The sequence below is a fragment of the Bacillus sp. FSL R5-0585 genome, from assembly GCF_038004545.1.
GTDB lineage: Bacteria > Bacillota > Bacilli > Bacillales > Bacillaceae_G > Bacillus_A > Bacillus_A cereus.
In genome coordinates this window covers 4,385,613-4,406,869 of sequence record NZ_JBBORJ010000001.1, presented here as the reverse complement: position 1 = coordinate 4,406,869, position 21,257 = coordinate 4,385,613, and the positions used below count along the sequence as shown (strand labels likewise).

The following is a 21,257-nucleotide window of genomic DNA, read 5'->3' as shown; positions in this document are numbered from 1 at the left end:
TTTTCACAAAAATTCTCCCTTGACCTGGTAAGCTTTCCACAATATATCCTTTCCTAGCAAATACATTTAGAAAGGATATACAACTATGCTTCGATTCAAATTAGAATATATATTTTTCATTGGCGGTTTACTCATTCTTGCCATCGGTATTAATATGATGACGACAATTACTTCCTTTGGACTTAGCCCTTATGATTCCTTCTTTATTGCACTATATCAAAATTTTGGGATAAGTATTGGTTTTTGGATTTTCATGATTAACTTTGCCTTTACACTTATCGTACTCTTTTGGAATAAAAAACAAATTACAATCGGTACAATTGTAACGATGGTTCTTATTTCTCTTTTTGTTGATTGGATTGGTTCCATTACAACTATTATGGACGCTATCCGCTCTCTTCCAAAATATATAACACTTATTTGCGGAAATCTATTCGTTGGAGCTGGAATTGGTCTTTACGTCTCTACAAACCTTTGTGCAGCGCCTCAAGAAGCTTTCGTTTTAACGGTTGCCGAGAAGAAAAAATGGACGTTTAGAAGAACAGAGATTTCATTAGCCTTTTTATTTTTAACGTTAAGCTTTTTATTAGATGGACCTATCTATTTTGGAACAATCATCTTATCCTTTACAACAGGCTGGATTATCCAAGCATTTATTCAAGTTGGTACGCAGATTTTAAATAGAAAAGAGCCTATTAAGCAAGCTGCTTAATAGGCTCTTTCTGTTTTATGGTAAGAGATACTACTTAGCATCCCCTTCAATTCGATAGTTCGCTTTCAAACAATCTATTTCTTCATACCCTTGCAACGTATGTAGAATATAATCATAATCAGCAAGAGACGCACGATGCGTTACAATTACAATTTCAGCCTTTCCTTTCTCTTCAAGCGGCATTTGAATAATTTTCTCAAAGCTAACTCCGCGCTCAGAGAACAATGAAGTAATTTTTGCAAATACACCAATTTCGTCTTTTACATGCAGTCTTAAAAACTTTTTCACGACAATTTCGTCTGGCTCTTTTAATACTTTTTGATATTGTGGGACTACAGCACTATTTCCTGTTACCCCTAATCTAATATTTTGCATTACAGCAACTAAATCCGAAACAACAGCTGTAGCTGTCGGTAAACTTCCTGCGCCTGGTCCATAAAACATCGTTTCCCCAACTGCTTCACCGTACACATACACAGCGTTATATTCATTTTGTACTGCTGCAAGAGGATGTGTATTTGGAAGTAAAGTTGGTTCAACTGTAACCTCCAATTTTTCACCATCTCGTTTTGCAAGACCGATTAATTTAATTGTATAACCTAAGCTCTTACTGTATTCAATATCTTCCTCTGTAATAGAGGTAATACCTTTTACTTTCACATCTCCAAGCTCTACATTTGTAGAGAAACCGAGGGTAGCTAAAATCGTCATTTTTCTTGCTGCATCTAAACCTTCTACATCTGATGTTGGATCTGCTTCTGCAAATCCAAGTTGTTGGGCTTCTTTTAACACGTCGTTATATGCTCTCCCTTCGTCTGACATTTTCGTCAAAATAAAATTTGTTGTTCCATTTACAATTCCCATTACTTTCGTAATAAGATCTGAAGAAAGTCCTTCTACGATACTGCGTAAAATTGGAATTCCCCCTGCCACACTCGCCTCATAGAATAAATCAGCCTTATTATCTTTTGCTGTCGCTAATAATTCAGCTCCATGTAATGCCATTAAGTCTTTATTTGCAGTTACAACATGCTTTCCGCTTTTTAAAGCTTGTAAAATATATGATTTTGCATCATCAATGCCACCCATCACTTCAATAACAACATCAATATTTGGATTATCTAAAATTTCATTTGCATCTTGTGTTAATAGAGTAGAAGGTACCTCTATCTCTCTCTCTTTCTCAATGTTTTGCACTAATACTTTCGTTACCTTCACTGGACAACCTACTTGGTGTATGAGTCGTTCTTGATGATCCGTAATAATACGAACCACACCACTGCCAACTGTCCCAAGACCTAATAACCCAACTTGAATTTCTTTCATAGTACTGTCCACCCCTCAAAAATTGTGTTTAGATGAAATTATATGAGTAAAAAATCTGAAAAACAATATATTTTGAACATTCGGAAAAATAAAGGTTAATCTTTACAAGGAAAACGTTGCCACGTGTTACACAATCTTTCTTTACAATATATAAGGGGTTTCTTGATACACGTAATAATTCAACCAATTAGAAAACAATAAATTACCATGACTCCTCCACCTAACAAGCGGCTTTTCATCTGGATTATTATGTTTAAAATAGTTTTTTGGCACATTAATATTTAATCCCTTGTCACGATCTCGTTCGTATTCTTGTTTTAACGTCTCACAACTATATTCGCTATGTCCAAGGGCAAACACTTGCCTTCCTTCTGGCCCAATAACAAGGTGAACACCTGCTTCTTCAGAGTTTGCTAACAATGTTAATTCTTTCACTCCTCTAATATCATTCTCTCGTACTTCTGTATGACGAGAATGCGGAGCAAAAAACAATTCATCAAATCCTTGTAATAATTTCACATGTTGCTCGCAAACTTCATGTTCAAATACACCGAACACTTTTTCCTTAAGGGGATACTTTGGAACACCATAATGATAGTACAAGCCAGCCTGTGCCCCCCAGCAAATATGGAGCGTAGATGTTACATTCGTTTTTGAATACTCCATAATATGTTTAAGCTCTTCCCAATAATCTACCTCTTCAAAAGCAAGGGTCTCCACTGGCGCTCCTGTAATAATGAGCCCATCAAACTTTTCATTTTCAATATCACGAAACGTTTTATAAAAGCTTGTTAAATGTTCTTGCGTTACATTACGCGATAGATGTGATTCCATATGAAGCAAATGAACATCTAATTGTAACGGTGTGTTTCCAATTAAGCGAAGTAATTGCGCCTCTGTATCTTGTTTCGTTGGCATTAAATTTAATATAGCAATTTTTAAAGCACGTATATCTTGTGTTTCTGCCCGCTCCTTCGTCATTACAAAAATATTTTCTTTTTGCAACACTTTGCGAGCCGGTAAATCTTTATCAATTATGATCGGCATGTGTTTTGCCTCCAACTAGAGCTGCTTCCAAATCTGCAATAATATCAGAAACATCTTCTATACCAACCGATAAACGAATTAAATCAGATGTAACACCCGCTAAACGCTGATCTTCAGCATTTAATTGTCTATGCGTCGTACTAGCAGGATGTATAACGCAAGTTCGTGCATCAGCTACGTGCGTTACAAGAGTTGCTAGTTTTACATTTGCGATAAATTCTTTTGCTGCTTCTAATCCGCCTTTAATACCGAAAGTTAAAACACCACTAGCACCTTTTTTCAAGTACTGTTGTGCTAATGAGTAATTTTCATTACTATCTAAGCCTGGATAATTCACCCATTCAATACGTTCATGATTAGCAAGCCACTTAGCAACTGCAAGAGCATTTTCACTATGACGTTCCATTCGTAAATGCAATGTTTCTAAGCCAATATTGCTAATATATGCATTGAATGGGCTCATACAATTTCCATAATCTCTTAATAGCTGAACACGTGCTTTCACAATATACGCTGCTGCACCAAAGTTTTGAACGTAACTTACACCGTGATAACTTGGATCTGGTTCAACAAGTTCAGGATACTTTCCATTTGTCCAATCAAAGTTTCCACCGTCAATTACAATACCGCCTAAGGAGCTCGCATGCCCATCGATATACTTCGTCGTAGAATGAACAATAATATTTGCCCCATGTTCAAACGCCTGGCATAAATAAGGAGTTGCTAATGTATTATCAACGATAAAAGGTACCTCTAATTCTTTAGCGGCAGCTGAAAATTCTTTAAAATTTAAAACATTCATCGCTGGATTTCCTAACGATTCTGCATAGATAAGTTTCGTCTTGTCATTAGCAAGCGCCGTGATTTCATCTGCCGTTAAATTTGGATTAAAGAACGTAACATCAATGCCAAGCTTACGTAAACTCACCCCAAATAAATTAAACGTTCCCCCGTAAACAGTTGAAGAGCAAAGTAAATGATCCCCACTACTACAAATATTTAAAACTGCGAGCATAATAGCTGCTTGCCCAGAAGCCGTTGCAACAGCTCCTACACCGCCTTCTAAATCTGATAACTTCTGCTCAAATGCTGCTAAAGTAGGGTTTCCAATACGTGTATAAATATATCCTTCTGCCTCTAAGTTAAATAGAGCTGCTAAATCATCCGAAGTATCGTATTTATACGTTGTGCTTTGATAAAGTGGTAAAACACGTGGTTCACCATTCTTTGGCGTATAGCCACCTTGCACACAAATTGTTCCTTTTCCCCATGATTCTCCCATCTCTCATTCTCCTTTCTTTTATACAAAATAAAAAACTGCCCCTTTCCTGAAAACAAGAAAGGAGCAGTTTGAAAACACGCTCTAAAGGCTCTTTCTTATCTCTCAGGATACTACCTGCAGGATTTGGCACAATTCCGTTATACGGCTGTTGCCAAGGTTTCATCGGGCCTGTCCCTCCACCTTTTCTTGATAAGACTATGCAATTACCGTTGATTTTATAGCAATAATTTCCTAATGTCAAACGGTTTTTCTGAATGTTCTAAAATAATTGTTAACAGTTTCATATAAAGCAACAAAAGAAATATATTCTAGTCTATTTCAAAAAAGACCTTTAAAAACCTCAAATCAGTCTATAAAATTAAATAAGTAATTTAACCTATAAATTCAAATTCCCCAAAAGTTAGCCTACATGTTGAATAGGCCATCTTCTCAAAAAGATACTATATATATTCAATCCATTTTTCACTAGTATATTTCACTTTTTTCCCTACTAAGATTTACATAACGGAGGTATAACATGACAAATAAAAAAGATATGCATTACATACTTGCTCTATATGGCATTCTTCTAGGATCTATAGTAGGAGCTACAGTCTGGTTATTTTTAGTCACAATAAATATTGGAATCCACTTTATTTGGGGATACTTGCCTGAAGTTCTCTCTTTTCCCTCTTATTACACCCTTTGCGTAACAATAATTGGCGGGGTCCTTGTTGGTCTATCACAAAAACATTTCGGTACATACCCACGCCTTATGCCTGAAGTAATGGCTGAATATAAAAAAACTGGTCGAATCGAATATCGCTTTGTCCATCGGGCTACTTTAACAGCGATTATTGTTTTAATTTTCGGTGCTAGTCTTGGTCCAGAAGCCGCACTAGTTGGAATTATAGGCGGACTGTGCACATGGGTAGGGGATCGCTTTAAATTTGCCTTAAAGGGTATGAATGAGCTAACCGAGATCGGAATTGGCGCTACTTTAAGTGTCATTTTTAACGCACCATTATTCGGTTATTTAGCACCAAATGAAAATGAAGGGGAAGAAATTGCTGCTTTTTCTAAAGGAAAAAAAGCGATTGTATACTTAGCTACTACTTTCGCAGGTTTTTCTGTTTATTTACTACTGAGTAAACTTGATAATCGTGGATCCTTTATTGTTGATTTCGGAGAAGGTACACTTTCTTTCAATGAATGGATTGCATTTCTTCCACTTGCTAGTATCGGTGCTATAGTTGGTTTCTTTTATTTCAAGTTAGAATTCACATTAGAAAAGTTAATTCACCCTTTTAGAGAATACAAGCTGACACTCGGAATTATCGGTGGTATTTTATTAGGAATTGCGGGAACCTTTCTTCCGTACACATTATTTTCAGGGGAACATCAATTAAAAGAATTAGTTGTTGAATGGAGCCATTTATCTTTTTGGATACTACTTCTTTCAGGGATTTTAAAGTTGTGCATTACTGCCGTTTGTTTGAACACAGGGTGGCGAGGTGGACATATCTTCCCAATTATATTTTCTGGGTCAAGTATCGGATACGCTGTAGCATCTATTCTTCCTATAGATCCAGTAGCATCTGTTGCTATCGTAACGACAGCAATTTCGAGCTATGCGTTACGAAAGCCAATAGCTATTACATTGCTATTACTTATGTTTTTCCCGCTTAATTTACTATTGCCAATGCTTGGTGCAGCTGCTATTGGGAATGCCTTTCCACTCCCAAAACATAACGAAAATACAAATTAACAAAAATAGACAGTGTAGACGAAAGCTCCACTGTCTATTTTTTTATTACACATGCTGCTTTAATAACGCTTCTAACTCCTCAAAATTATGCACTTCATATGTCGGTATAATCCCACTATCATTTAACTTCCTTTCTGGATTAAACCAACAAGTATCAATTCCCGCTACATATCCACCTTTAATATCAGCGCTTAATGAATCCCCAATAATCAGCCCTTCTTCAGGTGCAAAGTTAGGAATCCGTTCAAAAACATAATCAAAATACTCTTTCATCGGTTTTTGAAAACCTGTATCTTCCGAAACAAAGACATCTTTAAATAATGAATGTAACCCTGCATTGCGCAAACGTTTATCTTGCGTCTTAGAAACACCATTTGTCACTATATACAATTCATACTCCCCTTGAATTTGATTTATAAATTCAAATGCACCTTGCATGAGTTGATTTCCTTCTTCTAAGTAGTTACGATAATTATTTTCGAATAATATTCCATTTACTTCTTCTCCATACTCTTTAAACAACAGAGAGAATCGTGTATTTACAACTTCATTGCGTGATAGTTCACCTTTTTCAAAAGCATCCCAAAGACCTTTATTTATTTTTTTATAACGAGCCTCTATCTCATCTGTTAAAGGGATTCCCTTCTCTTCAAAAAGTACCCGTAAAGCCACTTTTTCAGCCTTTTGGAAGTCTAGTAATGTATCATCTACATCAAATAACAATGTTTTATATTTTTTCATAAATTCATCACACTCTCTTTTCTACAAAAACAAATTTACATAAATCGTATCATTCCTTCTTGTAAAGATAATAGGAGATATCTCATACTATACATAGGGGTGAAAATATGAAAATCAGCAAAAATGAGGAAGAAATTTATCAATACATGCGAATCCATCAATTCCATACCCTATTTTCATTTCATGTCTTGCCATATGTAGAGCTGCATTCTTTTCAAACGAAAGAGATGATATGTAGTGAAGGAAATGCTCTCCCTTATCTCTATTACTTAATTTCTGGGAGAGCCAAAATATATATGAGTCATAAAAACGGGAAGGTTTCATTAATTAATTTTATTCAAGCACCATCTTTTATCGGGGAATTAGGATTAATAGGAGTAGAAAATATTACTAAGTCCGTTGAAGTACTAGAAGATTGTGTGTGTTTGGCACTTCCTCTTAAAGATTGTCAGCAACTTTTATTACAAGATGCAACGTTTTTACAGCACTTATGTAAATTTATTGGAGAAAAGACAATTACTCGCACTGAAAATTACGCAAAAAACTATAGTTATCCTTTTGAAAATCGATTAGCTGCTTTTATTTTATTAACAGAGCAAAATAATTGTTATATAGAAAAGCATACCGAGGCCTCGGAATATTTAAATGTCAGCTACCGTCATCTTTTATATGTATTAAATCAGTTTTGCCAACAAAATTATTTAAGAAAAGAAGGCCGAACATATTATATAAAAGATCGAAATACATTAGAAAAACTTGCTGATGAACTAAAAATATAAAAAAACAGCATTAACATATAAACGTTAATGCTGTTTTTTCGAGTGACGAGTATAATTTTAATTAAAATTTACTTGCTACTTTAGCTGCTTCTTCAAGACCTGCAGCAATAATTTCTTCTGCTTTATCTGGGAATTGGTTATGTCCTTCAATAACTACTGTTTCCATGTTTGTTGCGCCGAAGAAGCCCATCATACTTGCTACATATTTAACAGCCATTTCTACCTCAGCTGCTGGCCCTTCTGAATATACGCCGCCTCGTGCATTTAATAATGCAATCTTCTTATCTCCGATTAGGCCAACTGGACCCTCTGGCGTATATTTGAACGTTTTACCAGCACGGTTTAAATAATCAATATATGTGTGCAATACTGCTGGAATCGTTAAGTTCCATAATGGGAAGCCGAAAACAACTTTATCAGCTTCTAGGAATTGATTTAAATACTTATCAGCAACTGCTACTGCTTTTGCTTCTTCTTCTGTTAAATCAAATCCTTTACCTACCTTGAATGTACCATTGATCATGTCTACGCCTACGTATGGTAATTCTTCTTTATATAAATCAAGTTCTACTACTGTATCATTTGGGTGTGCTTCTTTATAGTTCACTAAAAATGCCTCATATAATTTTACACTAACTGCTTGTTCCGCTGGACGGTTATTTGCTTTAACGAATAAAACTGTTGCCATTATTTATTCCTCCTAGTACTCACTCTTATGTTGTTATATGCTTTCAAAAAAGGTATCCCTTGTAATTGTTGTTTTGTTGCTTACAAACATATTTTATCTTTATATAAAGACAATTTCGTCCTCACATAGACGTATTTTTCCATAAAAAAAGTCCACCTTCTAAAGGCGAACTTGGTCTTACGACTTTCGTCTTATACAATTCCATTTTTAACTGCATATAATGCCGCTTGCGTACGATCAGATAAATTCAACTTACTCAAAATGCTACTTACATGCGCCTTAACCGTCTTTTCTGTAATAACTAAAACAGATGCAATTTCCTTATTGCTCATCCCTTTCGCTAATAGCTGCAATACTTCATTTTCTCTCGCTGTTAGCACATCCACTTGAATAGAAGGTTCTTCTTCCTTTTCTTCTACAGGTAATGTTTGAGAGAGAAGAGCATTTGCTATATCCGGATGTAATTGAATATTACCTTTATATGCGCTTCGAATAGCCTCAACAAGCTGATCTGGTTCTACATCTTTTAAAATATACCCACTTGCTCCAGCCCTTAATGCAGGTAACACATGCGCCTGATCAGAAAAGCTAGTTAATACAATTACTTTCACATTTGGATACTCTTTTTTTATATATGCCGTCGCCTCAACACCATCCATTTCAGGCATATATAAATCCATTAATATAACATCGGGATTTGTTTCTCCTACTTTCACTAACGCTTCTTTCCCATTATTCGCTTCTCCAACTAACTCTAAATCTTCCTGTGTACTTAAGAAAAATGCTAATCCTTTTAAAACGACTGTATGATCATCAACTAACAATACTTTTATTTTCACAAACTTCCCTCATTTTCACATCATAATGGTACATTTACTTTTACGCTCGTTCGTTTATTACTACTTACAATTTTAATTGTTCCACCAACTAATTCTACTCTTTCACGCATCGTAGTCATACCTAGTGATTTCTTTTCTTTTATATTCTTTTCCACAAAGCCCTTTCCTTGATCAACTATTTCTAATGATACATTTTTCTCATTCACTGTAAAATAAATCGTCGCTTCTTTTACACCTGCATGCTTACTTACATTGTTCAGTGCTTCTTGGCCTATGCGCCACAAAGCTTCTTCTACTACACGAGGTAAATCACGAACACCCGTAACTTGCTCCCTAATTTTCAGTCCCAAATTTTCACCGTACTGCTTTAGAGCTGGCAATAATCCTTTTTCTAATCCTGCCGGACGAAGCTGCCAAATTAATGTCCTCATTTCTTTCAAAGCTCCTTGCGCAAGTTCACGCATCTCATGCAAAGATTGATCTACCTTTTCATTTTTACCTTTTAAAACTGCCTCGGCGCCTTTTGTCATGAAGGTTAATGAAAATAATTTTTGCGAAACAGAATCATGTAAATCTCTTGCTAACCGATTTCTTTCTTCCATTCGTACAAGTTCACGGCGCTGCTCGTTTAACCTCAAATTCTCTATTATTAACGAAACATGGTTCGATAATGCTTGAATTACATCTATTGTATTAGCATCAAACTCTCCATTATTCAAACTAACACATAAAACACCAAATATATGGCTTTGAATATGTATTGGTGTAGCAATAACAGCTCGATTTAGATGTACATTATGTCCTATTTGATGTTTTATTAGAACTGGTTCATCTTGTTCTAACGCCTTCTTGGCCGCCTCTTTTACATCCTCTTGTAACTCTTCCTGAACGTAAGACGCTCGCAGAGATAATTCTTTTTCCTCCCTAATAAAAAGCGCTACTTGATTCCATTGAAATACTTCACCTACGTGATTTACCACCTTTTCAGGTAGTACATTAAACTTATGAATCATTTTTAAATCTTGAATGAAACGCTCTAATTTCACATAATAATGTGCTCTTCTCTTTTCATTTTCATATAATTTTGTTCGCTTTAAAGCCGTACCAATTTGGAAGGCAACCGATTGGAGTAATACTAATTCTTCTTCTGAAAAATGTGTTTTACCCGGACTTGCAACATTTAACACCCCAAATTTTTCTCCCCCAGCTTTTAAAGGAACCGTAGCATGATGAAGAATGCCCTCCGTATCCCCCCAATTATATTCAATTGCATTATTAATTCTTTTACATTCAATAATATTAACGGCTCTCTCTAATTTTCCATCTACAAAACCTCGTAAACACCAACATTCACCTTCGCACATCGGGCGTTTATTTTTATATGTAAGTGCCTCTGGTAATTGATAATCAATTAACTTCGTATACTTCCCATTTTCATCCGCAAGAAAAATCCATCCTGTCGTTAAACCTGTTACACTTAGCAATTTCTCGAGGACAGCTTGCAATACATGATATGTATCATTTGATGTATTTAATGTTTCTGCAATTTCCTTTAATATAACTAATTCATTCGTACGATTATCTCGAAACATACTCATTCTCCTGCATACAAGATTTTAAATAGCTCTTAAAATAAATCATCTACTTTTCACTTTGTACTTATTCGTAACATTGATATAATGGTGAAAACATAGTTTTCATTATATCACTCGAGGGGGCTTTCATAATGACATTAAATAAAGCACTTACTATCGCTGGTTCTGACACAAGTGGCGGTGCTGGTATACAAGCAGATTTAAAAACATTCCAAGAACTGGGCGTATACGGAATGACATCTCTTACAACAATCGTAACGATGGATCCACATAACGGTTGGGCACATAACGTATTTCCAATCCCAGCTTCTACATTAAAACCACAATTAGAAACAACAATTGAAGGTGTTGGCGTAGACGCTTTAAAAACAGGTATGCTTGGATCAGTAGAAATTATTGAAATGGTTGCAGAAACAATCGAAAAGCACAATTTCAAAAATGTAGTAGTTGACCCTGTTATGGTATGTAAAGGTGCAGATGAAGCATTACACCCTGAAACGAACGATTGCTTACGTGACGTTCTTGTGCCAAAGGCATTAGTTGTAACGCCAAACTTATTTGAAGCTTACCAATTAAGCGGTGTGAAAATTAATTCTCTTGAGGACATGAAAGAAGCAGCGAAGAAAATCCACGCTTTAGGTGCCAAATACGTACTAATTAAAGGCGGAAGCAAACTTGGTACGGAAACTGCAATCGACGTCCTATATGATGGAGAAACATTCGATCTTTTAGAATCAGAAAAAATTGATACTACAAATACACACGGCGCAGGTTGCACATATTCTGCTGCAATTACAGCAGAACTTGCAAAAGGAAAACCTGTGAAAGAAGCAGTAAAAACTGCTAAAGAATTCATCACAGCTGCTATTCGTTACTCATTCAAAATTAACGAATACGTAGGTCCAACTCACCATGGTGCATATCGTAAATTCGTTGTATCAAAAGAACTTGTCTAATATATAAATAAAAACACTCACAAGGTTCATACATTGCCTCTGTGAGTGTTTTTTATAAGCTTTATGTCTTCCGGTCATCTTATCTTTAAGATGCAGAGCTGACCTTATTTCTACCATTTCGTTTCGAGTAGTATAACGCATCATCCGCCGCTTGAATAAATTGCTCTGATGCCCCTTCATACTCTGAAACCCCTACCGAAACTGTAATTTTTATTTTTGTTCCATCTAACAATTCAAATGAATGTTTTTCAACAGCTATACGAGTTTGTTCCCCAACATGAATTCCATAAGCTATTCCTTTCCTTGGTATCAAAAGCGCAAACTCCTCTCCACCCTTTCGAAAAACCAAATCCGGAAATGCTGACATTTCTCGCAAAATATGCCCTACTTGTTTTAACACTTCGTCTCCCGCTGGGTGCCCATACGTATCATTTACATGCTTAAAATGGTCAATATCTATAAGTAGTAAACAAAGTGAATCATTTTTCAAGTGTTTATTACTAATATGACGATTCATCTCTAAATCAAACTGTCTTACGTTTCCTAGACCTGTCAATGCATCTATCGTTGCGTATTGTTTCATCGTTTGAAATAGCTCATTGGATTGTAAAACATAATTTGCACTTATGAATGTTATGTAACCTGTAATAATACTAGAAATTAAATATAATCCCACTATGTGGATCTCTTTAATTAACCATATATATAACGCTGGGATTAGAATAGATAAAATATATGCGTGTAACCATACCCACTTTTCCCCTAAAGAAAGCTTCATACGCGAAATAAAGATACTCCCTATTCCTATCGCAATGATTGTATAAAAGGCCACTTGAGAAGCTAATGAATAATCCATAAACAACAGTCTAGTTACTAAAATCATAATAATTGTTATGGTACTCGCTATCGGCCCTCCAATAATAACAGCTAGAATAACAGCTAAGTAGCGTAAATCCAATAGGATGGTACCAACACGAACACCGAAATACATTAGTAATATACCTAGTATCCCAGTAAAAATGCCTACTACACATTTCTGCCCAAAAGAGAATCCTTCTTTTAACGGCTTATCTCTTAAAAGCTGACCTCCAACAAAAATAAAGGAAAGAATAATTGTTGTATTTACAAATAAGTCCTTTAACATAAAATGATCTCCTTACTTTTCTATCTATCCCTTTCCTTACTTTATTGTATACGAAATCCCTATAATTCCCAAAGTTTTTATTTATTTTTTGCTGTTCCACGTGAAACAGCAAAAAAATAAAAAGGGCGAAAACTCGCCCTTTTTCATTAACAACAGCGTGATATTTTTCCACCCTTTGCGTTAAATCTTGCTTCTTGTGCCTCAGCAAAAAATTGTTTTTGACATAAAACCTCTTCTCCAGGATGATGCTTTTTCATATGCTCCACATATACTTCATAACTTGGTACCCCAACGAGCAAACTAATAAAGCGTTTTCTTTCCCTCCATACTTGCCACAGCTTTTTAAGCATAGTTCCTCGACTCACTTTCATCTCTCGGAATATATGGTGCCTCCTTTAACGGCATTGGCTTATTTCTTAATACTTGTATCCAAATTCGAAGTGCTGAAATTAACACAGCGATTACAACTATCATAAAAATCCCACAAAGCGCTGCATCAATATAATCATTGAAAATAATTTGCTTCATTTGAGCGACATTTTTAGCTGGCGCTAACACTTTTCCCTCATCTAATGCTCTCTGAAATACCTTTGCATGCGATAGAAATCCAATTTTAGGATTTTCATGAAATAGCTTTTGATACCCCGCCGTCATTGTTACAATCAGCAACCCGACAGTTGGAATAAGTGTTACCCAAACGTACGCCTTTTTTCCCATTTTGAACAAAATTGTCGTTCCAAGTAATAATGCAATACCTGCTAGCATTTGATTTGCAATACCGAAAAGTGGCCATAATGTATTAATTCCACCGAGCGGATCTATTACCCCTTGGTATAAGAAATATCCCCACCCTAATACACATAATGTTGTAGCGATTACATTCGCTAATGTAGAATCCGTTTTCCCAAATGGCTTATATACATGCCCTAAAATATCTTGAATCATAAATCGGCCGACACGCGTTCCGGCATCAATCGTTGTTAAAATAAATAGGGCTTCAAAGAGAATCGCAAAATGATACCAAAATGCCATCATGGCCGTTCCACCTATTACTTGTGAGAAAATATATGCCATACCTATCGCTAATGTTGGCGCACCACCTGTACGTGATAAAATCGTTTGCTCTCCAACATTTACAGCGAGATCTTTTAGTTCATTTGGTGTAATAGCAAATCCCCATGAGGAAATAACTTGAGCTGCCTGCGAGACATCTGTACCGATAAGTGCTGCGGGACTATTAATTGCAAAATACGTTCCCGGTGTTAATACACAAGCTGCAATCATCGCCATCGCTGCTACAAACGACTCCATTAACATTGCTCCATAACCGATTGGCTGTGCGTGTCCCTCTTGCTCAATCATCTTCGGCGTCGTACCTGATGAAACAAGAGCATGGAATCCAGACACTGCACCGCAAGCAATAGTAATAAATAAGAATGGGAATAAGTTTCCAGAGAACACAGGACCAGTTCCATCAATAAATTTCGAAACTGCTGGCATTTGTAAATCTGGTGCTACAATTAAGATACCGATTGCTAACCCTACAATTGTTCCAACTTTTAAAAATGTACTTAAATAATCACGTGGTGCTAAAAGCATCCAAACTGGTAATGCAGATGCAATAAATCCATATACAATAAGCATAATAGCAATTGTTTCACCACTAAATGTGAACATACTTGCAAGTGTTGGATTTTCTGCTACATACTGTCCTCCAACAAGAGATAAAATAAGTAGGATAATACCGATTACTGATCCTTCTCCAACACGACCAGGCCTAATATAGCGCATATAAACTCCCATTAAAATAGCGATAGGAATCGTTGCTGCTATCGTAAACATTCCCCAAGGACTTCCGATTAGTGCCTTTACTACGACCAACGCTAATACTGCTAATAAAATAATCATAATTCCTAAAATACCTATCATTGCAATTAGTCCTGTAACAGGTCCAATCTCATCTTTAATCATTTCTCCTAACGATTTACCATTACGTCTCATTGAAGCAAATAAAATAACAAAATCTTGGACAGCCCCCGCAACAACTACCCCAACAATAATCCAAATGGTCCCTGGTAAATACCCCATTTGTGCCGCTAAAATCGGTCCTACTAAAGGTCCCGCTCCAGCAATCGCTGCAAAGTGATGTCCAAACAATACCCACTTATTTGTTGGAACATAGTCTTTCCCATCATTTAATGTATGGGCTGGTGTTTGCCGATTATCATCTAAATTAAAAACCTTTCTCGCTATAAATCTACTATAAAAGCGATAAGCAACTGCATATACACATACGGCAGCTACTAAGAGCCATACAGCATTAATGGTTTCACCTTGTGATAAAGCTATTACCCCAAAAGCACCTGCTCCTACTGCTGTAATAACGCCCCAAAGTAAGATCGATTTCAATGTCTTCACATACAATTCCCCCAATACTATTTCTTAGTGGAGATTGTACTAAATTTTCTGAATATTTAACTTGAATCCTCCCTATCATGAAGGATTTTCAGTTTATCATGTTAAAATACTCTCATTATCTACTATAATTCAATGTTATTTCGAAGGCGTTTTACATAATTACGACTGACTGGAATCGGTTGCTCATCATACCTATCTAAATACAAATTATACGTGCCATTATAATAAGGTTTCAGTTCTTTTACATATGACATATTAATTAAATAGCTTTTATGTACACGTAAAAAATCATATGCATTTAGCTTATTTTCTAATTCCTGAAGTGTATATGTTGAAATATACTGATTATTCGTTGTGTAAATTGAAACAGTTTTATTTTCTTTATTTTTACTTACATATACGATATCTTCTGGAAGAATATATCGTATGCCCTCTTGACTTTCTATCGGTAGTTTCCGCAAATAACTCTTTGCTTTCTCACCTTGTTCTTTACCTATTTTATATAAAAGAAATTGTAAATCTTCTTCACGAAATGGTCGTAATAAATAATAAAATGCTTGGAAACGAAAAGCTGTAATAGATTCTTCTATGTTTTCACCTACAAAAATAAATTTTGTATAGCAATTTATTTCTCGTAATAAACTTGCATATTCAAAACCAGTACCATCTAGTAATTTGGAACTTAAAAAAACAAAGTCTGGTATATGTTTTTTCATCATAAATAAAGATTCTGTTCCTGTCTTTGCTTCAAAACATTCTACATTTCTCATATTTTCAGTGAAATTTTCAGCTAACTCTCTTCTCTCTTCTGCCTCTTCCATAATCAGTAAAATTTTCATTTCTTCAACCACCTAATTCTTTGTCCATATGTCCTGTTGTATACATTCGCTTTTATAAGAAATAATCCCTTTTTCTTACTATACCATTATTTATCTAAAAAAACAGAAAAAAGGAAACCACTTCGGTTTCCTCTCCCCCTTTATCCCGTACTAACTGCCTATAAAGAGCCGAGTAGTGTAGGATGATAAACGATCCAGGATACGTTTAAATTTTCACTTTATACTAATTCTCGTTGCTTCGTTTCCTGTCCAAGTATTATTACAGCGAATACACCAATTAAAATTGATCCACAGAAAATCGTAAATATTAATGATAGTGAAGCTTCTGAGGCAACTAAATATCCCACTAATAGTGGCCCAAGAATACCACCAATACGACCAAATGCTGCTGCCATTCCTGCACCTGTACCACGAATAACCGTTGGATACTGCTCAGGTGTATAGGCGTATAATGCTCCCCAAGCACCTAAGTTAAAGAAGGATAGTAACATACCTGCCACGATTAATACTGTTAATGAATCCGCAACCCCAAACAAATAAGCACTGCAAGCTGTCCCGATTAAATACGTAACCAAAACAAATTTACGACCGAGACGTTCAATAAACCAAGCAGCTGTGAAATATCCTGGAAGTTGAGCTAATGTCATAATAAGTACGTATTGGAAACTTTTTATTAAACTAAATCCTTTTAGCACCATTACACTCGGTAACCAAAGGAACATTCCATAATAGGAAAAAACAACACAAAACCATAGAATCCATAGCATAATTGTTGCTTTACGATATTCCCCAGACCAAACTGATTTTATATTTTCAATAACAGATGGCCTTTTTTCAACTTTTTGGAACCTTGGGGAATCCGGTAAATTCCATCTTAAATATAAAGCATATAATGCTGGAACTGCACTCAATACCATCGCAACTTCCCAACCATATTTAGGAATAACAAAATACGAGATAAGAGCTGCAATTAGCCATCCACCTGCCCAAAAACTTTCTAATAAAACAACAATTTTCCCACGCTCATGCGCTTCAACACTCTCTGATACTAGTGTAGAGGCAACCGGAAGCTCTCCGCCAAGCCCCATACCAATTAAAAAGCGTAAAACGAGAAACATCGCAAGTGTTGTTGTTAATGCAGTTAAACCACTACCGATAGAAAATAATAATAATGTAATAATAAAGACTGATTTTCGCCCTATTTTATCTGATAGTATCCCAAAAATAAGCGCTCCTACTGCCATACCGATTGAGTTAATACTGCCTATCCAGCCCATTTCTTGCGTACTTAATCCCCAATCCTTTTGCAAGGCTACCATTACAAATGAAAGCATTCCAACATCCATTGCATCAAATAGCCATCCAAGCCCAGCTATACCAAGTAGTTTGCGCTTCGAAATTTCTTTTACCTTGCCCACTAGAAGTCCTCCTCACACAGGTGTCTTTACACATAATTTTACACGTGTGAATTGTATAAGTAAAATACTTTTGTGTAAAAAATTCTCCTTCATCATTCCCAAAAAGTAAAACGTCTATCCCGATTGGTGAGAGCTAATAATCAGTGGGGATGCCTCATTGATTAAAGTTTCAATTTATTAAAAATGAACAAATAAAAAAAGCAGCGATATTTCGCTACTTTTTCGAACGCATTACTTCTTTTAAAAATTCCGCTAATACTAACTGACGACGCCAGCGTGTTGGATTACTGCATAATCTATAAAACCACTCTAAATGAATCGCTTGAATCCATTTTGGTGCACGTTTTACCTCTCCAGCCCATACGTCTAAACTTCCACCCACTCCAACAGCCATTTTCGTTTCTAAACGATGCTTATTGTTTTGGATAAAGTTCTCTTGTCTCGGGAAACCAAGTGCAACAAGTAATAAATCTGGTTTTGCTTCTTGAATGCGAGAAATAATATTCTCTTCGTCTTCTTGTTTAAAATAACCATCTTGTATACCGGCGATGGATACAGCTGAATATGTCTTTGTTAAATGATCTGCTGCAGCTTGTACAACATGCGGCTTTGCACCTAATAAGAAAACAGATACCGGCTTACTATCTTCTGATAACTTCGCAAGTAAATTACACATTAAATCAAAACCTGCTACACGTTCTTTTAAAGGTGTACCAAGCATCCCGCTTGCCTTTACAACCCCAATACCATCAGGTGTAATTAAATCTGTATTCAATAATGTTTGATAGAACTTTTCATCCTTTTTTGCGCACATAACAATTTCAGGGTTTGCTGTTACTACCTGAAACGTATGAATTCGCTCCGCTTCTAGTTGTTCTTTTAAATATTGGACCGTTTCATCCATTGTCATTGTAGAAAAAGGAACGCCTAGAATATCAACTGTTTGTACTGCCATAGTTAACTATCCTCTCTATCATTACAAGTTTTTCGCTATTAATTGCTTATATGTTTCCTTTGTATCTTCATATAGTTTTTGAAGTGAGAAGTTCATAGTAGCATGCTCATAAATATGTTTACCCATTGCTGCTAACTCTCCAGTTTTCCACTTATCATACGCTTCTTCTAAAGCTAATGCTAATGCCTTTCCATCACCTGTTGGCACAATCCATCCGTAAGTTTCATCTACGATTAATGGTTCAATTTCTCCAGCCCTAGTCACAATTGATGGTACGCGTTGATTTGCCGCTTCTAATAAAACTAGTGGGAACCCTTCACTATGGGAAGTTAATAAATTTACATGTGACGACGCAAATAATTGTTTTACATCTTGACGATGTCCTAAAAACTCTACTTTATCGTTAATCCCTTTTTCAGTAGCTAATGACTTTAGATTTTCTTCTAATGGGCCATCGCCAACTAATAATACTTTAATTTTCTCTAATTTTGTTTGTTGTAACGCATCGAATAAAACTTCATGTCCTTTGACAGGATGTAATCGTGCTACTTGGATTGCCGTAAATACATCTTCATCAATATTGAACATTTCTTTTTTATTATAGCCTTCTGCTTTTTCCTTATCGTATTCAATTCCATTATAAATAACATGCATCTTGTCATTTGAAATGCCTAATGCTGCCAAGCTTTTTTTCAATCTATTTGTTACAACGAAAAATAAGTCTATATTTTTTAAGGCTTTCAAATTTAATTTCGTAAAAATCCAACCTTTTAAGCCCTGTTTAGTAAAGTCTTGAAATGGATCACTATGAATAGTCGTTACCCATTTTGCCTTTATTCTCTTTTTCATTAAAGAAACATAGAAATTAGCCCTAGGACCATGTGTATGAACTACATCAAATTTTTCTTTATTAATAAATTCACTTATATTCTTTAAAATGGATAAATCATAGCGCGATTTTTGTGAAAACACATGGACTTTTATCCCTAACTCCCTTGCTTCCTTCGCAACAATTCCATCTTCAAATACTGCTAATTCTACTTCACCAGTTGGAAACTGATCGAGAAGTGAAATAATATGTGTTTTCCCTCCCCCATCTTCTGCTCCTGCATTCATATGCAATATTCTCATATTTTTTCCTCCTTTAAATCCTTGCTGCGTTTCCATCTATTTTTATTTTACTGTACTAAAAAATAAAAGCTAACAAAAGTTAGCTTTTATTTTTATCATTCAATTTCTAGGTCTACTATTAGATAAGCTAACACCACTACAAAGTAAATCCCAACTCCTGGTGCTGTTAAAATATGTCCTGCAATATAAGCAATACCTAACGCTAACAATAAGCTTGCTGAAATCATTCCATATTTTATATTAAATATGTCCTTAAATCTCGTAGCAAATGCTAGTAGAATTCTTAGCCCGTAATAAATAAATGGAATCATTAGTAATACAAAGCCAATAATCCCGAAATCATAAAACCAATCATGGAAGTCCATTTCAATTAGTTTTGGATCTGGCTGCTTTTGTTCATTGTATTTAAAGTTACCTGCATAACCCATTCCTAATAACTTTTGTGACATTGGCGCTTCTTTAAAGAACTGCTTATGTCTTTCTTCATATACTTGACGTCCACTGAAAATAAGATTTTCTTGATTTTCTTTCTTTTGCTCTTTCTCAAGCTCTTTCTTAACTTCCTCTTCTATCTTCGCCTTTTCTTCTGGCTTTTCAACTTTATGATGATTTTCTTCTTTTGCTTTAAGTTCTTGCTCTTTTTTCAGCTTCTCTTTAATTTCTTTTTCTTTTTGACCTTGCTGTGCCACATTTTGCTCTGATAAATAATTATTGTGAATACCCATATTTTGTGCTAATGGTGTTTGTTTAAACGTCCCAACTACACCAGCTAATAGGACCATAGCAATTACTGCATTAAGCGCAAGGGATTTTTTGTTCGGATTTTTTCTATCAAATAATAATTGTAGTACAATGATTCCGATTGCTGCCGCTAACGTAGCACCAATTGAGCCCATTCCAACTTTTGTACCGACTTGAATTAGCGAATAAATCATTAAAAGTGATGGAATCCAATATAAAATGTGTTTCCAGCTCTTTGTTTTTTGAATAGAATATAGTACCACAATAGGGAAAATAATAGCTAAGATTGAACCTAGTTCATTCCCTGCATAGAACCAACCTCGAGAACCAACCTTCATCCATTCATAACTACCAAAGTCAGTAGATGTTGAAATAGAAATAACCATAATTGCGTTAATGATTAATGTAGAATATACAATACTATTTCGAACCTTATCACTAATATTAACTGTCTTTTTCAATGATTTTAAAGCTAAAATGTATGATCCCAGCATGATATATATATATAATGCTTTCGCAACGAATTTAACTTCTTCACTAAGTACAATAGGATTTTTAACTAGTTTGTTATTAATAAACCCTATCCCTAAAACTCCGGCTAATAATATAAGATAAATTAAAAACTTTCTATTTTCCTTCTCTTTTGCCTGAATTAAAATGTAAATACCACCAACAGCCATAATAAGGAATCTTACTAAAATTCCAACGGTAGCATTTGACTTTAATAAAGTTATGCTAAGAGACGTTAATAAATCTAAAACAGGCTGTAAAATAATAAAAAAGAGCAAAAAATGCTCAAATCTAACCCTAGCTTGATTTGCTAACATTCCAAGACCTCCATACAAAATCTTAACATTATCTTTTAATCATAATTTTTTATCATTCAAACACACCTAGCA

General features: G+C 35.3%; 19 protein-coding genes and 1 riboswitch. Of the genes, 4 read left to right on the top strand and 15 right to left on the bottom strand.

What is annotated here, in order from left to right; all coding sequences use genetic code 11:
• Positions 1–85: 85 nt before the first annotated feature.
• On the top strand, positions 86–712 hold the full coding sequence (locus MKY38_RS22750; RefSeq protein ID WP_000943411.1) for a YczE/YyaS/YitT family protein: 627 nt from the start codon (positions 86–88) through the stop codon (positions 710–712).
• A 30-nt stretch (positions 713–742) separates the two neighbouring features.
• Here the strand turns inward: MKY38_RS22750 and MKY38_RS22745 are convergent, their stop codons facing one another.
• From MKY38_RS22745 to MKY38_RS22735, 3 genes are all read right to left on the bottom strand, one after another.
• Complete coding sequence (locus MKY38_RS22745) at positions 743–2,038, bottom strand: homoserine dehydrogenase (protein WP_000659093.1); 1,296 nt, start codon at positions 2,036–2,038, stop codon at positions 743–745.
• Between the two features lie 141 nt (positions 2,039–2,179).
• Positions 2,180–3,085 carry a homoserine O-acetyltransferase MetA gene (gene metA / locus MKY38_RS22740; RefSeq protein WP_048558658.1) on the bottom strand — a complete coding sequence of 302 codons (906 nt, stop codon included), beginning with the start codon at positions 3,083–3,085 and terminating at the stop codon, positions 2,180–2,182.
• The gene (locus MKY38_RS22735; protein ID WP_000504780.1) at positions 3,069–4,367 is read right to left on the bottom strand and encodes a bifunctional O-acetylhomoserine aminocarboxypropyltransferase/cysteine synthase; all 1,299 of its coding nucleotides are present in this window, start codon (positions 4,365–4,367) and stop codon (positions 3,069–3,071) included. The genes metA and MKY38_RS22735 overlap by 17 nt, the downstream gene beginning before the upstream one ends.
• A 92-nt stretch (positions 4,368–4,459) precedes the next feature.
• Positions 4,460–4,563, bottom strand: a riboswitch (SAM riboswitch).
• 321 nt (positions 4,564–4,884) lie between these two features.
• Here MKY38_RS22735 and MKY38_RS22730 point away from each other — a divergent pair.
• Positions 4,885–6,114 carry a chloride channel protein gene (locus MKY38_RS22730; protein ID WP_048558657.1) on the top strand — a complete coding sequence of 410 codons (1,230 nt, stop codon included), beginning with the start codon at positions 4,885–4,887 and terminating at the stop codon, positions 6,112–6,114.
• A gap of 45 nt (positions 6,115–6,159) precedes the next feature.
• On the opposite strand, the gene MKY38_RS22725 is transcribed toward MKY38_RS22730, so the two are convergent.
• Entirely contained in the window at positions 6,160–6,855 is a 696-nt protein-coding gene (locus tag MKY38_RS22725; RefSeq protein ID WP_000760196.1) for a YjjG family noncanonical pyrimidine nucleotidase, read from the bottom strand.
• A 107-nt stretch (positions 6,856–6,962) separates the two neighbouring features.
• Between MKY38_RS22725 and MKY38_RS22720 the strand changes: the two genes are divergently transcribed.
• Complete coding sequence (locus MKY38_RS22720) at positions 6,963–7,634, top strand: transcriptional regulator YeiL (RefSeq protein WP_006921968.1); 672 nt, start codon at positions 6,963–6,965, stop codon at positions 7,632–7,634.
• 61 nt (positions 7,635–7,695) lie between these two features.
• On the opposite strand, the gene MKY38_RS22715 is transcribed toward MKY38_RS22720, so the two are convergent.
• The 3 genes from MKY38_RS22715 to MKY38_RS22705 all read right to left on the bottom strand — a co-directional run bounded on the left by MKY38_RS22715 (position 7,696) and on the right by MKY38_RS22705 (position 10,753).
• Complete coding sequence (locus MKY38_RS22715) at positions 7,696–8,322, bottom strand: FMN-dependent NADH-azoreductase (RefSeq protein WP_000246744.1); 627 nt, start codon at positions 8,320–8,322, stop codon at positions 7,696–7,698.
• 191 nt (positions 8,323–8,513) lie between these two features.
• Entirely contained in the window at positions 8,514–9,161 is a 648-nt protein-coding gene (locus MKY38_RS22710) for a response regulator (RefSeq protein WP_000695799.1), read from the bottom strand.
• Between the two features lie 20 nt (positions 9,162–9,181).
• Entirely contained in the window at positions 9,182–10,753 is a 1,572-nt protein-coding gene (locus MKY38_RS22705; protein WP_000488148.1) for a GAF domain-containing sensor histidine kinase, read from the bottom strand.
• Between the two features lie 134 nt (positions 10,754–10,887).
• Here MKY38_RS22705 and pdxK point away from each other — a divergent pair, with 134 nt between their 5' ends.
• The gene (gene pdxK, locus MKY38_RS22700; protein WP_000174252.1) at positions 10,888–11,712 is read left to right on the top strand and encodes a pyridoxine/pyridoxal/pyridoxamine kinase; all 825 of its coding nucleotides are present in this window, start codon (positions 10,888–10,890) and stop codon (positions 11,710–11,712) included.
• A gap of 85 nt (positions 11,713–11,797) precedes the next feature.
• On the opposite strand, the gene MKY38_RS22695 is transcribed toward pdxK, so the two are convergent.
• The 8 genes from MKY38_RS22695 to MKY38_RS22660 all read right to left on the bottom strand — a co-directional run bounded on the left by MKY38_RS22695 (position 11,798) and on the right by MKY38_RS22660 (position 21,185).
• Positions 11,798–12,856: a GGDEF domain-containing protein gene (locus MKY38_RS22695; RefSeq protein WP_000910190.1), complete on the bottom strand. Its 1,059-nt coding sequence runs from the start codon at positions 12,854–12,856 to the stop codon at positions 11,798–11,800.
• A gap of 146 nt (positions 12,857–13,002) precedes the next feature.
• Positions 13,003–13,206, bottom strand: coding sequence for a YbdD/YjiX family protein (locus MKY38_RS22690; RefSeq protein ID WP_016123906.1), 204 nt, complete (start codon positions 13,204–13,206; stop codon positions 13,003–13,005).
• On the bottom strand, positions 13,199–15,274 hold the full coding sequence (gene cstA / locus MKY38_RS22685) for a carbon starvation protein CstA (protein WP_000854314.1): 2,076 nt from the start codon (positions 15,272–15,274) through the stop codon (positions 13,199–13,201). Before cstA ends, MKY38_RS22690 begins: the two co-directional genes overlap by 8 nt.
• Before the next feature lie 122 nt (positions 15,275–15,396).
• Complete coding sequence (locus MKY38_RS22680) at positions 15,397–16,113, bottom strand: LytR/AlgR family response regulator transcription factor (RefSeq protein WP_000698256.1); 717 nt, start codon at positions 16,111–16,113, stop codon at positions 15,397–15,399.
• A 218-nt stretch (positions 16,114–16,331) separates the two neighbouring features.
• On the bottom strand, positions 16,332–17,531 hold the full coding sequence (locus MKY38_RS22675) for an MFS transporter (protein WP_000521077.1): 1,200 nt from the start codon (positions 17,529–17,531) through the stop codon (positions 16,332–16,334).
• A gap of 214 nt (positions 17,532–17,745) precedes the next feature.
• On the bottom strand, positions 17,746–18,486 hold the full coding sequence (locus tag MKY38_RS22670; RefSeq protein ID WP_000290745.1) for a WecB/TagA/CpsF family glycosyltransferase: 741 nt from the start codon (positions 18,484–18,486) through the stop codon (positions 17,746–17,748).
• 21 nt (positions 18,487–18,507) lie between these two features.
• Complete coding sequence (locus MKY38_RS22665; RefSeq protein WP_098272925.1) at positions 18,508–19,617, bottom strand: glycosyltransferase family 4 protein; 1,110 nt, start codon at positions 19,615–19,617, stop codon at positions 18,508–18,510.
• 95 nt (positions 19,618–19,712) lie between these two features.
• Positions 19,713–21,185: an O-antigen ligase family protein gene (locus MKY38_RS22660; protein ID WP_098272926.1), complete on the bottom strand. Its 1,473-nt coding sequence runs from the start codon at positions 21,183–21,185 to the stop codon at positions 19,713–19,715.
• Positions 21,186–21,257 lie beyond the last annotated feature (72 nt).

Excerpts from the sequence above, each read along its gene's own strand:
- MKY38_RS22720 (WP_006921968.1), top strand. The coding sequence starts at position 6,963 with ATGAAAATCAGCAAAAATGAGGAAGAAATTTATCAATACATGCGAATC.
- MKY38_RS22665 (WP_098272925.1), bottom strand. The coding sequence starts at position 19,617 with ATGAGAATATTGCATATGAATGCAGGAGCAGAAGATGGGGGAGGGAAA.
- MKY38_RS22670 (WP_000290745.1), bottom strand. The coding sequence starts at position 18,486 with ATGGCAGTACAAACAGTTGATATTCTAGGCGTTCCTTTTTCTACAATG.
- MKY38_RS22690 (WP_016123906.1), bottom strand. The coding sequence starts at position 13,206 with ATGCTTAAAAAGCTGTGGCAAGTATGGAGGGAAAGAAAACGCTTTATT.
- MKY38_RS22745 (WP_000659093.1), bottom strand. The coding sequence starts at position 2,038 with ATGAAAGAAATTCAAGTTGGGTTATTAGGTCTTGGGACAGTTGGCAGT.
- MKY38_RS22715 (WP_000246744.1), bottom strand. The coding sequence starts at position 8,322 with ATGGCAACAGTTTTATTCGTTAAAGCAAATAACCGTCCAGCGGAACAA.
- MKY38_RS22695 (WP_000910190.1), bottom strand. The coding sequence starts at position 12,856 with ATGTTAAAGGACTTATTTGTAAATACAACAATTATTCTTTCCTTTATT.
- MKY38_RS22680 (WP_000698256.1), bottom strand. The coding sequence starts at position 16,113 with ATGAAAATTTTACTGATTATGGAAGAGGCAGAAGAGAGAAGAGAGTTA.
- MKY38_RS22750 (WP_000943411.1), top strand. The coding sequence starts at position 86 with ATGCTTCGATTCAAATTAGAATATATATTTTTCATTGGCGGTTTACTC.
- MKY38_RS22735 (WP_000504780.1), bottom strand. The coding sequence starts at position 4,367 with ATGGGAGAATCATGGGGAAAAGGAACAATTTGTGTGCAAGGTGGCTAT.
- MKY38_RS22660 (WP_098272926.1), bottom strand. The coding sequence starts at position 21,185 with ATGTTAGCAAATCAAGCTAGGGTTAGATTTGAGCATTTTTTGCTCTTT.
- MKY38_RS22730 (WP_048558657.1), top strand. The coding sequence starts at position 4,885 with ATGACAAATAAAAAAGATATGCATTACATACTTGCTCTATATGGCATT.
- pdxK (WP_000174252.1), top strand. The coding sequence starts at position 10,888 with ATGACATTAAATAAAGCACTTACTATCGCTGGTTCTGACACAAGTGGC.
- MKY38_RS22725 (WP_000760196.1), bottom strand. The coding sequence starts at position 6,855 with ATGAAAAAATATAAAACATTGTTATTTGATGTAGATGATACATTACTA.
- metA (WP_048558658.1), bottom strand. The coding sequence starts at position 3,085 with ATGCCGATCATAATTGATAAAGATTTACCGGCTCGCAAAGTGTTGCAA.
- MKY38_RS22705 (WP_000488148.1), bottom strand. The coding sequence starts at position 10,753 with ATGTTTCGAGATAATCGTACGAATGAATTAGTTATATTAAAGGAAATT.